The following is a 12,273-nucleotide window of genomic DNA, read 5'->3' on the forward strand; positions in this document are numbered from 1 at the left end:
GGCCGCGCGCCTTCGCCGCCTGATCTGAGCTCCCTCGCCGCCGGCCGCCGGTTGCAGCGCCCCGCTGGCCCTGCCACCATGGCCGCATGGCATACCAACTGCATTACTGGCCCACGATCCAGGGCCGCGGCGAATTCGTGCGGCTCGCACTCGAAGCAGCGGGCGCCGACTACGTCGATGTCGCGCGGCTGCCCGCCTCGCAAGGCGGCGGCGAGTCCGCGCTGGGCCGACGACTCGGCGACCCCGGCAACCCGCGCCCCGCGTTCGCACCGCCGTTCCTCGTCGACGGCGACATCGTGGTCGGCCAGACCGCCGCGATCCTGCTGTACCTCGGCCCCAAGCTCGGGCTGGCCGGCATCGGCGAATCCGACGGGCTGTGGACGCATCAGCTGCAGCTCACCATCGCCGACGCGGTGGCCGAGGCGCACGACACCCACCACCCGATCTCGACCGGCGACTACTACGAAGACCAGCGCGACGCGGCCCTGCAGCGTGCGCGGGCCTTCCGCGAGGCGCGCATTCCGAAGTTCCTGAACTGGTTCGAGCAGGTGCTGCAGCGCAACCCTTCGGGCGACCTGCACCTGGTCGGCGACGTGCTGACCTATGCCGACCTGTCGCTGTTCCAGCTGGTGGATGGGTTGCAGTACGCCTTTCCGAAAGCCGCTGCGCGGGCACTGGCCAATACGCCCGCAGTCGTGAAGCTGCACGCCAACATCCGGCGACGCCAGCGCGTGCACGACTATCTGCAGAGCCCGCGCCGCATCGCGTTCAACGAGGACGGGATCTTTCGGCGCTATGCCGAGCTGGATGGCTGAGGGCTATTCGTCGTCGCCGGCTTCGTTGCGGATGCGCAGCGCCAGCTCGTACAGCGTGTTGCGCGGCGCGCCGCTGATCTCGGCGGCCAGCTTCACGGCGGTCTTCACCGGCAGTTCCGCCAGCAACAGGCGCAGCACGCGCTCGCCTTCCGCACCGCCGTCGCCGCTCACCGCCACGGGATGCAGCACCAGCGCGAACTCGCCGCGCGTGCGGTCGCGGTCGGCGCCGAACCAGTCGGGCAACGCGCTGGCGGCCACGGTGGCGATCTCTTCGAACTGCTTGGTGAGCTCGCGGCCCACGGTGATGCGGCGCTCGCCCAGCACGGCGAGCGCGCGGGCCAGGCTGTCGATGCGGTGCGGCGCTTCCAGCAGCACCACGGCGCGCGGCTCCTGCGCGAGGGCCTGCACGGCGGTGTCGCGCTCGCCGGCCTTGCTCGGCAGGAAGCCCGCGAACACGAAGGCGCTGCTGTTGTGGGCGTGGCTGCTCTCGCCGCCGTCGGCCACGAGCCCGGCCGCGCTCACGAGCGTGACGACGCTGCTGGCGCCCGGCAGCGGCAGCACGCGCTGGCCGGCCGCGCGCACGGCGGCGGCCAGGCGCGCGCCGGGGTCGCTCACGCCGGGCGTGCCGGCGTCGCTCACGTAGGCGATGCGCTCGCCCTGCGCGAGCCGCGCGACCACGGCCTGTGCGGCCTCGGCTTCGTTGTGCTGGTGCACCGCGAGCAGTTGGGCGCCGGGGCGGTCGATGCCGTAGGCGCGCAGCAGGCTCTGCGTGTGGCGCGTGTCCTCGCAGGCGACGGCGTCCACCAGCTGCAGCACATGCAGCGCGCGCAGCGTGATGTCGGCCAGGTTGCCGATCGGCGTGGCGACGACGTACAGCGTGCCCTGCGGATAATGCTGCGCGCCCGCGGCGTCGAGCGCGGCCGGCAGGGCCGCGCCGAAGGAAGCAGGGGCGAGTGAAGCCAAGAGGGTTTCTCCGTAGGGCAGCGAAAACAAAAAAACAGGGCAGGGAGCCATGACGGCAAGCACCACGACGACGAAGCATCGCGGCGATGCGGCGGAAGACGCCGCGCTCGACCACCTGCGCCGGGCCGGCCTCGTGCCGGTCGCGCGCAATTATCGGACGCCGGGGCGCGGCGGCGGCGAGGTCGACCTGATCGTGCGCGATCCGCGCGACGGCACCCTGGTGTTCGTCGAGGTGCGACAGCGCAGCGCGGCCTCGCACGGCGGCGCGGGCGGCAGCATCACGGCGGGCAAGCAGCGGCGCATCGTGCTGGCGGCGCGGCATTACCTGGGCCGGTTGCGGTCGCTGCCGCCGTGCCGTTTCGATGTGGTGCTGATCGAGGAGAAAATCACCTGGCTGAAAGCCGCCTTCGACGCCGGCTGACGCACCCGCCAGGGAACTGAAGCCTTGCTGAAGGCTCCACCACTCAAACTTCTTGTTTCACGACCCCCAGTTATCATCGCGCCCCATGCTCGAGCAACGGATTCAGCAGCACTTCATCGACAGTGCCGACCTCAAATACCAGACCGGCCCGGTCCTCAGCAAACCCATCTCTCAAGCGATGCAGGCCCTGCTGGCCTGCGTGACCAGCGGCGGCAAGGTGCTGGCCTGCGGGGCCGGCGTGTCGGGCCTGCTGGCCGCGCAGTTCGCGTCGAACTTCGTGGGCCGCTTCGAACGCGAGCGGCCCGAGCTGGGCGCCATCGCGCTGCCCGGCGACACCACCGACCCGGCGGCCGACAGCCCGCAGGCCGCCGATGCCGACCGCTTCGCGCGCCAGGTGCGCGCGCTCGGCCAGGCCGGCGACGTGCTGCTGGTGCTCAGCGCCAGCGGGCAGTCGTCCGCGGTGCTGGCCGCCGTGCTTTCCGCGCATGAGCGCGACATGACGGTGGTGGCGCTGCTCGGCAACGCCGCCACGGGGCTGGCCACCGCGGCGCCCGGCGTCGGCGGCACCGGCGGCGCCATCGGCCGCGCGCTGCGCGAAACCGATGTACAGATCAGCGTGCCGCACGAGCGTGCGGCGCGCATTCACGAAATCCACCTGCTCGCGCTGCATTGCCTGTGCGACGGCGTGGATGCCCAGTTACTCGGAGAACAGGAAGTTTCCTCATGACCATGACGACCCTGACCAAGGCCTCGACCCAACGTTTCGCTCTGGCGCTCACCCTGGGCGCCGCCCTGGTGGCCGGACTGTCCGCCTGCGTGCCGCTCGTCGTGGGCGGCGCCGCGGTGGTGGGCGTGGGCATGGTGGCGACCGACCGCCGCAGCTCGGGCGCGCAGCTCGACGACCAGGGCATCGAGCTGCGCGCCGCGGCCCGCGTGCGCGACATCGCCAACGACAACATGTACGTGAGCGTCACCAGCTTCAACCGCCAGGTGCTGCTGACCGGCGCCGTCGGCAACGACGCCGACCGCCGCCGCGTCGAGGACGAGGTGAGCCGCGTGGTCAACGTGCGCTCGGTGGTCAACGAACTCACCATCGGCGCCCCGAGCACCTTCCAGGACCGCTCGAACGACCTGTACATCACCGGCAAGGTGAAGGCCTCGCTGCTCGACGCCAAGGACATCTTTGCCAACTCCTTCAAGGTCGTGACCGAGCGCAGCACGGTCTACCTGATGGGCATCGCCACGCGCCGCGAGACCGATCGCGCCACCGAGATCACGCGCGGCGTGACGGGCGTGGCGAAGGTCGTGCGCGTGGTCGAGGTGGTGAGCGAGGCCGACCTCGCCGCGAGCCAGGCAGCCAACCAGTCCGCCGCGCAGCGTGGCGGCACGGGCCCGGCACCGGTGAGCAACGCGACGCCGTCGACGCCGGGTGCCTCCTCGGGTTCGCGCGTGCCGCTGCCGCCGATGGAGCCGCTGCCCGCGCCGGCCGGTGGGGCGACGACCTCGCCGGTCCGCTGAAACCAAAAAGCCCGCTTCCGCGGGCTTTTTTCATTTGAGCCTGGTGATGAGGCTGGAGGTGTCCCAGCGTCTGCCGCCGGTCTGCTGCACGTCGGCATAGAACTGGTCGACCAGCGCCGTCACCGGCACGCGCGCGCCGTTGCGCTTGGCTTCGTCGAGCACCAGGCCCAGGTCCTTGCGCATCCAGTCGACGGCAAAGCCGAAGTCGAACTTGCCCTCGATCATGGTCTTGCCGCGGTTGTCCATCTGCCAGCTCTGGGCCGCGCCCTTGCCGATGACGCCCAGCACGGCTTCCATGTCCAGGCCGGCGCGCTGGCCGAAGGCAATGGCTTCCGACAGGCCCTGCACCAGCCCTGCAATGGCGATCTGGTTCACCATCTTCGCGAGCTGGCCCGCGCCGCTGTCGCCCAGCAGCGTGACGGCGCGCGCGAAGGCCATGGCCACCGGACGGATGCGCTCGAACACCGCCGCGTCGCCGCCGCACATCACGGTGAGTGCGCCGTTCTGCGCACCCGCCTGGCCGCCCGACACGGGCGCGTCGATGAAGTGCAGGCCGCGCGCGAGCGCTGCCGTCGACAGCTCGCGCGCCACGTCGGCCGAGGCCGTGGTGTGGTCCACGAGCACGGCGCCGGGCTTCATGCCGGCCAGGGCGCCGTCGTCGCCCAGCACCACTGAGCGCAGGTCGTCGTCGTTGCCGACGCAGCAGAACACGATGTCGGCGCCGGCCGCCGCTTCGCGCGGGGTGGGGGCGTGGCGGCCGGGCGCGCCGAACTCGGCGACCCAGGCCTGCGACTTGGCGGGCGTGCGGTTGTAGACCGTGACCGTGTGGCCAGCCTTGGCCAGGTGCCCGGCCATGGGCCCGCCCATGACGCCGAGGCCGAGAAAGGCCACCGTCTGGGCGGGAACGGATTCGTAGGTGCGGGGGTTGATGCTGCTCATGACCGACAGCTTAAAGCCAAAGAAAGAAACAAGGCCGGCGCGCCCCGCGGTGCGCCGGCCGGCGCGGCCTCAGACGATCGCGAAGTGCTCGGTGCCGGCCGCCAAGTCGGTGCTGCGCGCGCGCTGGCTGTTGAGCTTGATCTGCAGGCGCAGGTCGTTGGCTGAGTCGGCGTTGCGGATCGCTTCTTCGAAGTTGATCGCGTTGCCCTCGAACAGGTCGAACAGCGCCTGGTCGAAGGTCTGCATGCCCAGGTTGCGGCTCTTCTTCATGATCTCCTTGATCTCGCCCACCTCGCCCTTGAAGATCAGGTCGGAGATCAGCGGCGTGTTCAGCAGGATCTCGACGGCGGCCACGCGGCCCTGGCCGTCTTCGGTGGGCACCAGCCGCTGCGAGACCAGCGAGCGCAGGTTCAGCGACAGGTCCATCAGCAGCTGCGCACGGCGCTCTTCGGGGAAGAAGTTGATGATGCGGTCCAGGGCCTGGTTGGCGCTGTTGGCGTGCAGCGTGGCCATGCACAGGTGGCCGGTTTCGGCGAAGGCCACGGCATGTTCCATGGTCTCGCGGTCGCGGATTTCGCCCATCAGGATCACGTCGGGCGCCTGGCGCAGCGTGTTCTTCAGTGCCGCTTCCCAGCTGTCGGTGTCGATGCCCACTTCGCGCTGCGTCACCACGCAGTTCTTGTGCGGGTGCACGAACTCGACCGGGTCTTCCACCGTGACGATGTGGCCGTAGGAGTTCTCGTTGCGCCAGTCGATCATCGCGGCCAGCGTGGTCGACTTGCCCGAGCCCGTGGCGCCCACGAGGATGGTGAGGCCGCGCTTGGTCATCGCCACGTCCTTGAGCACCTGCGGCATGCCCAGGCCATCGATGGTCGGCAGCTTGGCGGGAATGGTCCGCAGCACCATGCCGACCTTGCCCTGCTGCACGAACGCGTTGACGCGAAAGCGCCCGATGCCCGTCGGCGAAATCGCGAAGTTGCACTCCTTGGTGCGCTCGAACTCGGCCGTCTGGCGGTCGTTCATGATCGAGCGCGTGAGCGCCAGCGTGTGCTGCGCGCCCAGCGCCTGCTGCGACACCTTGGTGACCTTGCCGTCGACCTTGATGGCCGGCGGGAAATCGGCGGTGATGAACAGGTCGCTGCCGTTGCGGCTCACCATGAGCTTGAGCAGGTCGTTGATGAACTGGCTGGCTTGATCGCGTTCCATGAGAGCGCTCCTTGATGTCTAGATTGAATCTGCAGGCGGCCGACCGCCGGGCCGCCCCAAGGCGGCCGCGCCTCCCCCTTGGGGGGTGGAGTTACACGAAGCGCAGCGAAGTGAAAAGCCGGGGGGCCTCATGACTAGCCGGGGAAGTTTTCTGGGATCTTGGCCTTGCCGCGCGCTTCGGCGGCAGAGATCGTATTGCGGCGCACCAGCTCGGTCAGGTTCTGGTCGAGCGTCTGCATGCCCGAGCCCTGGCCGGTCTGGATGGTGGAGTACATCTGCGCGACCTTGGCCTCGCGGATCAGGTTGCGGATGGCCGGCGTGCCCAGCATGATCTCGTGCGCCGCCACACGGCCCTGGCCGTCCTTGGTCTTGCACAGCGTCTGCGAGATCACGGCCTGCAAAGACTCCGACAGCATCGCGCGGATCATTTCTTTCTCTTCGCCCGGGAACACGTCGATGATCCGGTCGATGGTCTTGGCGGCCGACGAGGTGTGCAGCGTGCCGAACACCAGGTGGCCCGTTTCGGCCGCGGTCATTGCGAGGCGAATGGTTTCGAGGTCGCGCAACTCGCCCACCAGGATCGCGTCCGGGTCTTCGCGCAGGGCGGAGCGCAGCGCGTTCGCGAACGACAGCGTCATCGGCCCCACTTCGCGCTGGTTGATCAGGCACTTCTTGGATTCGTGCACGAACTCGATCGGGTCTTCCACCGTGAGGATGTGGCCGTACTCGTTCTCGTTGAGGTAGTTCACCATCGCCGCCAGCGTGGTCGACTTGCCCGAGCCCGTGGGGCCCGTCACCAGCACGAGGCCGCGCGGCTTGAGCGCGAGTTCGCCGAAAATCTTCGGCGCGTTGAGCTGCTCGAGCGTGAGGATCTTCGAGGGAATGGTCCGGAACACCGCGGCCGCACCGCGCGCCTGGTTGAAGGCGTTCACACGGAAGCGCGCGAGGCCGTCGATCTCGAACGAGAAGTCGACCTCCAGGAACTCTTCGTAGTGCTTGCGGTGCGTGTCGCTCATGATGTCGTACACCATGGCATGCACCGCCTTGTGGTCCAGTGCATCGACGTTGATGCGGCGCACGTCGCCGTTCACGCGGATCATCGGCGGCAGGCCGGCCGACAGATGCAGGTCGGAGGCTTTGTTCTTGACGCTGAACGCCAGCAGTTGGGTGATGTCCACGGGGCTCCTCAGGCAGGCTTTAGTGACGTTTTGATACGAATTCGGAAGATTATGACGATGATTGGCGACGATCTCCAGCAAGTAAGGGCCCGGATCGACCGGGCCTGTGCGCAGGCCGGGCGCGACCCGTCGGCGGTGCGCCTGCTGGCGGTGTCCAAGACCTTCGGGCCGGAGGCGGTGCGCGAGGCGCACGCGGCCGGCCAGGCGGCCTTCGGCGAGAACTACGTGCAGGAGGGGCTGGACAAGATTGCCGCGCTGGCCGACCTGCGCGCGGGACTCGAATGGCACTGCATCGGCCCTCTGCAGAGCAACAAGACACGGCCCGTGGCCGAGCAGTTCGACTGGGTCCACAGCATCGACCGCCTGAAGATCGCCGAGCGCCTGTCGGCCCAGCGCCCGGCCCATCTGCCGCCGCTGCAGGTGTGCCTGCAGGTCAACGTGGACGGCGGTGCAAACAAGTCTGGCGTGCCGCCGGAAGAGGCCTTGGCGCTCGCGCGCGCTGTGGCGGTCTTGCCACAGCTGACGCTGCGCGGGCTCATGGCGATCCCCGAACCGGCGGCGGATTTCGCGGCGCAGCGCGAACTGTGCCTGCGCGCGCACGCGGTGTTCGAATCGATCCGGGCGGCGGGCATCGCGCTGGACACGCTGTCGCTGGGCATGAGCGGGGACCTCGAGGCGGCGGTCAGTGCCGGCAGCACGATGGTGCGGGTCGGTACGGCGATCTTCGGCGGGCGGGCGCGCAAGCCCGCCTGAAGTCATAGGCCCCTAGCGCAGGAAGAACAGCAAGCTCATCGTCAGTCCCGTGGCAACGATGCCCGCGCGCAGCCAGGCCGGCGGCAGGCGCCGCGCGCCCCGGGCGCCGAGGTAGCCGCCGAGCAGCGCGGCGCCCGCCATGATCGCGGCCTCGCGCCAGGCGATCAGGCCGCCCCAGGCATAGAGGGCGACCGCGATCAGCGTGAGCAGCGCCGACACCTGGTTCTTGAGCCCGTTGGCCGCCAGCAGGCGGGTCTGGCCGAGCAAGCCGAACAGTGCCAGCAGCAGGATGCCCAGCCCGCCGTTGAAGTAGCCGCCGTAGACCGTGACGGCGAGCACCGAGACCATCGCGACCGTCGGCCGGTGCGCGCCCGACTGTCGAGACGCCGTGAGGCGCGGTGCCAGCACGAACAGCAAGGTGGCGAGCAGCAGCAGCCAGGGCACGACGCGGCGGAAGGTGGCATCGGGCGTCAGCAGGAGCAGCAGCGCGCCGGTACTGCCGCCGATCAGCGAAAGCACCACGAGCGTCCGCATGGACAGCCCGGGCGGCGGTTGGGTGTCGCCGCGCAAGCCCCAGGCCGCCGACAGGTAGCCGGGCAGAAGCGCGAGCGTGCCCGTGGCGTTGGCGCTGACGGCTGGCACGCCGGCGAACACCAGTGCCGGCAGCGTCAGGAAGCTGCCGCCCCCGGCCACTGCGTTCAGGGCGCCCGCCACGAAGGCTGCGGCGATCAACGTCGCATCGACAAGCATCGTGCGACCCTCAGGTGAAGCGGCAGGCTTCTTCGAACGCGAGCCTCGGATGGCGCTCGAACAGCTTGGCGGGGTCGCCGTGGCCGAGGTTGCACAGGAAGTTGGTGCGCACCGAGGTGCCGTGCCAGAAGACCTCGTCCATGCCGTCTGCGTCGAAGCCCGACATCGGTCCGCAGTCCAGACCGATGGCGCGTGCCGCGAGCATGAAGTAGCCCGCCTGCAGGCTCGCGTTGCGAAAGGCCGTGCGCAGCGCGTGCGCCTCCTTGTCGGGCCCCGTGAAGTCGTCCTGCATCGACGGCCGGTGCGGAAAGAGCCGTGGCAGCTCGCGGTAGAAGGCCGTGTCGAAACCGAGGATCGCTGTGACGGGCGCCGTCATCGTCTTGTCGACGTTGCCGGGCGAGAGCAGCGGCCGCAGGCGTTCGCGGCCTTCGCCGGTGCGCACGAAGACCACGCGCATCGGCGAGCAGTTGGCCGAGGTCGGACCCCACTTCACGAGCTCGTGGATCTGGCGCAGTTGCGCTTCGCTGACCGGTCGGGGCAGCCAGCCGTTGTGGGAGCGGGCCTGGCGAAAGAGGGTGTCGAGGGCGCTGTCTGGAATCATGGGGAAGGTGTGTCGTCGAAAGACCGCATCAGGCGGAGTGCCGCGGTCGCGATGGCGCCGTCGGCCTGCGTCAATGCGTCGAGGATCGAAAAGTGATCGTGGCCGGGGCAGTCGATGTGGCCGGCGTGCACGTCGTGCCACTGGCGCTGGATGATCCCGCATTGTTCGTGAAAGCCGGCGTTCTCCTCGCTGCCCAGCGCGGTGAGCAGGGGCGCGGCAGAGACCGGTCGCAACAGGGCTGGGCTCAGCGCCGCCGCGCTGTGCGGCGTGAAGCGCGTGGCCTCCATCACCGACGGCACGTCGAGCAGTGGGCGCAGGTCGTACAGCGCGCTGATGCAGACGGCGGCTTTCACCTCGGGTTCGGTGGCCAGCAGCATCGCTGCCAGGTGCCCGCCGGCCGAATGGCCGCAGGCGAACAGGCGTTCGGGCGGTGCGTCCCACTGCGCGTGGTGCGCGGCGAGCCAGGTTGCCGCGCTGCGCATCTGCGCGACGATGGTCTCCACGCTCACTGCGGGGCACAGCGCGTAGTTGACCACCGCCACCGCGTAGCCCGCGGCGGTGAAGGGCGGTGCAACCAGCGAGGCGTCGCTCTTGTCGAGCGAGCGCCAGTAGCCGCCGTGGATGTACATCAGCGTGCCGCGCGGGCGGCCCTCGGGCAGGAACAGGTCCAGGCGCTCAGCCGCAAGCGGCCCGTAGGCGATGTCGAGCCGCGCGCGGGCGCGCTCGCGCACCGCGGCGGACGCGCGTGCCCAGCCGTCGAAGATGTCCTGGTAGTGCGGGACGGCCAGGCGCGCGTTGTAGCGGCGCTCGCCGTCGCCGGCTGCGGGGTTCGGCGGCATGGCGGGTTACGCGCTGGCGCCGATGCGCTCGACCACGGCCTGCAGGTCGGTGCGCACCTTCTCGGACAGCCCGGCCACGGGCGGGCGTGTCGGCCCGGCGCTGCGGCCCGCGAGCGTCATCGCTTCCTTGATGACGACCGGGAACGAGCCCCAGGCCCAGGCCGCGCGCAGCGGCGCGAAGATGTTCGACACACGCAGCGCCTCGTCGTGGCGGCCGGCGCGCAGCGCGTCGTACATGCGCACCATGAGCTCGGGGAACACGTTGGCGGCGGGCGAGATGGTGCCCTGCGCGCCGTGGAACATCATCGACAGCGCGATGGTGTCGCGGCCCGAGAACAGCAGCGCGGGGCGCGGTGCGGTCAGCAGGTACTCGATGGACTGCGTGAGGTCGCCGCCCGAGTCCTTCATGCCCACGATGTTGTCGGCCGCCTGCATGCAGCGCGCGAGCGTGGCGGGCAGCACGTTGACGGCGGTGCGCGGCGGGTTGTTGTAGAGCATCACCGGCAGCTTCGTCGCGCGCGCCACGGCGGTGTAGTGGGCCACCAGCTCGTCCTGCGTGGGCTGCACGAAGTACGGCGTGATCACCAGCGCGAGGTCGGCGCCCAGGGCTTCGGCGGCCTGCGTGAGCGCGATGGCGTCGCGCGTGGTGGCGCCGCCGGTGCCGGCATACAACGGCACGCGGCCGTCGATGGCGCGCATCGACAGCTCCAGCAGGCGGATGTGCTCGTCGCGCTCCAGGGCGAAGAACTCGCCCTGGCTGCCGGCGACGGAAATGCCGTGCACGCCGGCGCGGATGTAGCTGTCGATCAGCTCGCCGACGCGGGCTTCGTCGAGCCGGTGGTCGGCGGTGAAAGGCGTGGCCATGGCGGGCACGACGCCGTGGAATTTCGAGAGGTTCAAGGCAGGGAGCTCCGGAAGAAGAACGAGGGGGTCGAGGGGCGGCGTCAGTCGACGCCCATCAGGTGGCCCAGCTGCACCACGTAGTGGCCGAAGGCGGCCGCTTCCTTGGTGGTGCGCGGGTCGCGCGGGCGCGGCAGGTCGATGCGGATGTCCTCGACGATGCGCCCCGGCCGCTCGGACATCACGAGCACGCGGTCCGAGAGAAAGACGGCCTCCGAGATGCTGTGGGTGATGAGGATCACCGTCTGGCGCATCTCCTGCCACAGGCGCAGCAGCTCGACGTTGAGCTGGTCGCGCGTGAGCGCGTCGAGCGCACCGAAGGGCTCGTCCAGCAGCAGCACCTGGGGCCGCATCACGAGGATCTGCCCCAGCGCCGCGCGCTGGCGCATGCCGCCCGAGAGTTCGTGCGGGTAGTTGCGGCGGAACTTCTCCAGCTTGAGTATCGGCAGCAGCGCTTCCACGCGTTCGTCGATGTCCTTCTTAGGCAGCTTGCGCACCTCGGCCGCGAGGCGGATGTTGGCTTCCACGGTTTCCCACGGCAGCATGTTGTGGGTCTGGAACACCACGCCCACGTCGTCGGACATCCGCGTCTGCAAGTGGCCCAGCACGCGCACCTCGCCGCCCGCGTCGGGCTGGATCAGCCCGGCCACGATGCGCAGCAGGGTGCTCTTGCCGCAGCCGCTCGGCCCCAGGATCGAGACGAACTCGCCGCGCTGCACCGTGAAGTCGACCCGCTCCAGCGCGCGCACGCTGTGGCGCGCGTCGAAGGTCTTGGCGACGCGGCTGACGCCGATCGCTGTGTCGATGGCTCCGGGGGCGCGCACCGTCGCCTCGCCGGTGACCACGGTCCCAGGCTTCACTTGCGGGCCCCCACCCAGCCGCCTTCGGAGATGTCGAAGACCACGCCGTCGAGGTCGCGGAATTTCATCTCGTAGTACAGGCTCTTCTTGTCGTGCGGCAGGTCCATGAAGAAGGTGCCGCCGTGGTCCTCGATGGCCTTGCGCTGCGCGTCCAGGTCGTCGACCCAGAAACCGAAGTGGTGCGTGCCGATCCAGTCCTTGCCCTTTTCAAGGCCTGCCGCCTCGTCGGTCTTGTAGTTCAGCAGCGCCAGGCAGATGGTGCCGTCCGTGAGGTACACGCCGTCGGCGATGGGCGAGTGCGTGGGCTCGACGATGGTGAGGTCGAAGACCTCGCTGTAGAACTTGGCCGCCTTCTGGGGATCGGGAACGGCAAGGGCGATGTGACGCAGTTTGGCCATGGGGATGTCTCCTGAGTTGAAATCTTTGGAAAAGGCGAAAGAGAAAAGGAAGGGGCTCAGAGCCCGCGCCACCAGATGCGCTTGGCGGCCAGCTCGACCAGCAGGTACAGCAGGCCGGCGACCACCGAGATC

General features: G+C 69.5%; 15 protein-coding genes. 5 read left to right on the forward strand and 10 right to left on the reverse strand.

What is annotated here, in order from left to right; translation table 11 throughout:
- Positions 1-86: 86 nt before the first annotated feature.
- A complete protein-coding gene (locus AC07Y4_RS12165) occupies positions 87-815 on the forward strand; it encodes a glutathione S-transferase (RefSeq protein ID WP_487847385.1) in 729 nt (242 codons plus the stop codon).
- A 3-nt stretch (positions 816-818) separates the two neighbouring features.
- On the opposite strand, the gene rsmI is transcribed toward AC07Y4_RS12165, so the two are convergent.
- Positions 819-1,778, reverse strand: a complete 960-nt coding sequence (gene rsmI, locus AC07Y4_RS12170; RefSeq protein WP_487847384.1) for a 16S rRNA (cytidine(1402)-2'-O)-methyltransferase — start codon at positions 1,776-1,778, stop codon at positions 819-821.
- A gap of 49 nt (positions 1,779-1,827) precedes the next feature.
- Here rsmI and AC07Y4_RS12175 point away from each other — a divergent pair, with 49 nt between their 5' ends.
- From AC07Y4_RS12175 to AC07Y4_RS12185, 3 genes are all read left to right on the forward strand, one after another.
- Positions 1,828-2,199, forward strand: a complete 372-nt coding sequence (locus AC07Y4_RS12175; protein WP_495274577.1) for a YraN family protein — start codon at positions 1,828-1,830, stop codon at positions 2,197-2,199.
- Between the two features lie 85 nt (positions 2,200-2,284).
- A complete protein-coding gene (locus tag AC07Y4_RS12180) occupies positions 2,285-2,926 on the forward strand; it encodes an SIS domain-containing protein (RefSeq protein ID WP_062482322.1) in 642 nt (213 codons plus the stop codon).
- On the forward strand, positions 2,923-3,717 hold the full coding sequence (locus AC07Y4_RS12185; protein WP_495274578.1) for a BON domain-containing protein: 795 nt from the start codon (positions 2,923-2,925) through the stop codon (positions 3,715-3,717). The genes AC07Y4_RS12180 and AC07Y4_RS12185 overlap by 4 nt, the downstream gene beginning before the upstream one ends.
- Before the next feature lie 30 nt (positions 3,718-3,747).
- Here the strand turns inward: AC07Y4_RS12185 and AC07Y4_RS12190 are convergent, their stop codons facing one another.
- From AC07Y4_RS12190 to AC07Y4_RS12200, 3 genes are all read right to left on the reverse strand, one after another.
- Positions 3,748-4,656, reverse strand: coding sequence for an NAD(P)-dependent oxidoreductase (locus AC07Y4_RS12190; RefSeq protein WP_495274579.1), 909 nt, complete (start codon positions 4,654-4,656; stop codon positions 3,748-3,750).
- A 69-nt stretch (positions 4,657-4,725) separates the two neighbouring features.
- A complete protein-coding gene (locus AC07Y4_RS12195) occupies positions 4,726-5,862 on the reverse strand; it encodes a PilT/PilU family type 4a pilus ATPase (protein ID WP_062482331.1) in 1,137 nt (378 codons plus the stop codon).
- A gap of 134 nt (positions 5,863-5,996) precedes the next feature.
- Positions 5,997-7,040, reverse strand: a complete 1,044-nt coding sequence (locus tag AC07Y4_RS12200; RefSeq protein ID WP_062482334.1) for a type IV pilus twitching motility protein PilT — start codon at positions 7,038-7,040, stop codon at positions 5,997-5,999.
- A gap of 51 nt (positions 7,041-7,091) precedes the next feature.
- Here AC07Y4_RS12200 and AC07Y4_RS12205 point away from each other — a divergent pair, with 51 nt between their 5' ends.
- A complete protein-coding gene (locus tag AC07Y4_RS12205; RefSeq protein ID WP_487847381.1) occupies positions 7,092-7,793 on the forward strand; it encodes a YggS family pyridoxal phosphate-dependent enzyme in 702 nt (233 codons plus the stop codon).
- Positions 7,794-7,805: 12 nt separating this feature from the next.
- Here AC07Y4_RS12205 and AC07Y4_RS12210 read toward each other — a convergent pair whose 3' ends face one another.
- The 6 genes from AC07Y4_RS12210 to AC07Y4_RS12235 are packed head-to-tail and all read right to left on the reverse strand — an operon-like array spanning position 7,806 to position 12,141.
- Positions 7,806-8,543 (reverse strand): sulfite exporter TauE/SafE family protein, encoded by a 738-nt coding sequence (locus AC07Y4_RS12210; protein WP_447747510.1) that lies wholly within the window; start codon positions 8,541-8,543, stop codon positions 7,806-7,808.
- A 10-nt stretch (positions 8,544-8,553) separates the two neighbouring features.
- Complete coding sequence (locus AC07Y4_RS12215) at positions 8,554-9,144, reverse strand: malonic semialdehyde reductase (RefSeq protein ID WP_487847380.1); 591 nt, start codon at positions 9,142-9,144, stop codon at positions 8,554-8,556.
- Complete coding sequence (locus AC07Y4_RS12220) at positions 9,141-9,983, reverse strand: alpha/beta hydrolase (protein ID WP_487847379.1); 843 nt, start codon at positions 9,981-9,983, stop codon at positions 9,141-9,143. The genes AC07Y4_RS12215 and AC07Y4_RS12220 overlap by 4 nt, the downstream gene beginning before the upstream one ends.
- A gap of 6 nt (positions 9,984-9,989) precedes the next feature.
- On the reverse strand, positions 9,990-10,883 hold the full coding sequence (gene dapA, locus AC07Y4_RS12225; protein ID WP_487847378.1) for a 4-hydroxy-tetrahydrodipicolinate synthase: 894 nt from the start codon (positions 10,881-10,883) through the stop codon (positions 9,990-9,992).
- A gap of 44 nt (positions 10,884-10,927) precedes the next feature.
- Complete coding sequence (locus tag AC07Y4_RS12230) at positions 10,928-11,743, reverse strand: ABC transporter ATP-binding protein (protein WP_487847377.1); 816 nt, start codon at positions 11,741-11,743, stop codon at positions 10,928-10,930.
- Entirely contained in the window at positions 11,740-12,141 is a 402-nt protein-coding gene (locus AC07Y4_RS12235) for a VOC family protein (protein ID WP_070063818.1), read from the reverse strand. The genes AC07Y4_RS12230 and AC07Y4_RS12235 overlap by 4 nt, the downstream gene beginning before the upstream one ends.
- Positions 12,142-12,273: the final 132 nt, after the last annotated feature.

This window comes from Variovorax sp. GW460-12-1-14-LB1, assembly GCF_059423605.1.

What these genes read in the sequence shown, in the direction of transcription:
- AC07Y4_RS12165 (WP_487847385.1), top strand. Translation starts at nt 87, where the DNA reads ATGGCATACCAACTGCATTACTGGCCCACGATCCAGGGCCGCGGCGAA.
- AC07Y4_RS12175 (WP_495274577.1), top strand. Translation starts at nt 1,828, where the DNA reads ATGACGGCAAGCACCACGACGACGAAGCATCGCGGCGATGCGGCGGAA.
- AC07Y4_RS12180 (WP_062482322.1), top strand. Translation starts at nt 2,285, where the DNA reads ATGCTCGAGCAACGGATTCAGCAGCACTTCATCGACAGTGCCGACCTC.
- AC07Y4_RS12185 (WP_495274578.1), top strand. Translation starts at nt 2,923, where the DNA reads ATGACCATGACGACCCTGACCAAGGCCTCGACCCAACGTTTCGCTCTG.
- AC07Y4_RS12190 (WP_495274579.1), bottom strand. Translation starts at nt 4,656, where the DNA reads ATGAGCAGCATCAACCCCCGCACCTACGAATCCGTTCCCGCCCAGACG.
- AC07Y4_RS12195 (WP_062482331.1), bottom strand. Translation starts at nt 5,862, where the DNA reads ATGGAACGCGATCAAGCCAGCCAGTTCATCAACGACCTGCTCAAGCTC.
- AC07Y4_RS12205 (WP_487847381.1), top strand. Translation starts at nt 7,092, where the DNA reads ATGACGATGATTGGCGACGATCTCCAGCAAGTAAGGGCCCGGATCGAC.
- AC07Y4_RS12210 (WP_447747510.1), bottom strand. Translation starts at nt 8,543, where the DNA reads ATGCTTGTCGATGCGACGTTGATCGCCGCAGCCTTCGTGGCGGGCGCC.
- AC07Y4_RS12215 (WP_487847380.1), bottom strand. Translation starts at nt 9,144, where the DNA reads ATGATTCCAGACAGCGCCCTCGACACCCTCTTTCGCCAGGCCCGCTCC.
- AC07Y4_RS12220 (WP_487847379.1), bottom strand. Translation starts at nt 9,983, where the DNA reads ATGCCGCCGAACCCCGCAGCCGGCGACGGCGAGCGCCGCTACAACGCG.
- AC07Y4_RS12235 (WP_070063818.1), bottom strand. Translation starts at nt 12,141, where the DNA reads ATGGCCAAACTGCGTCACATCGCCCTTGCCGTTCCCGATCCCCAGAAG.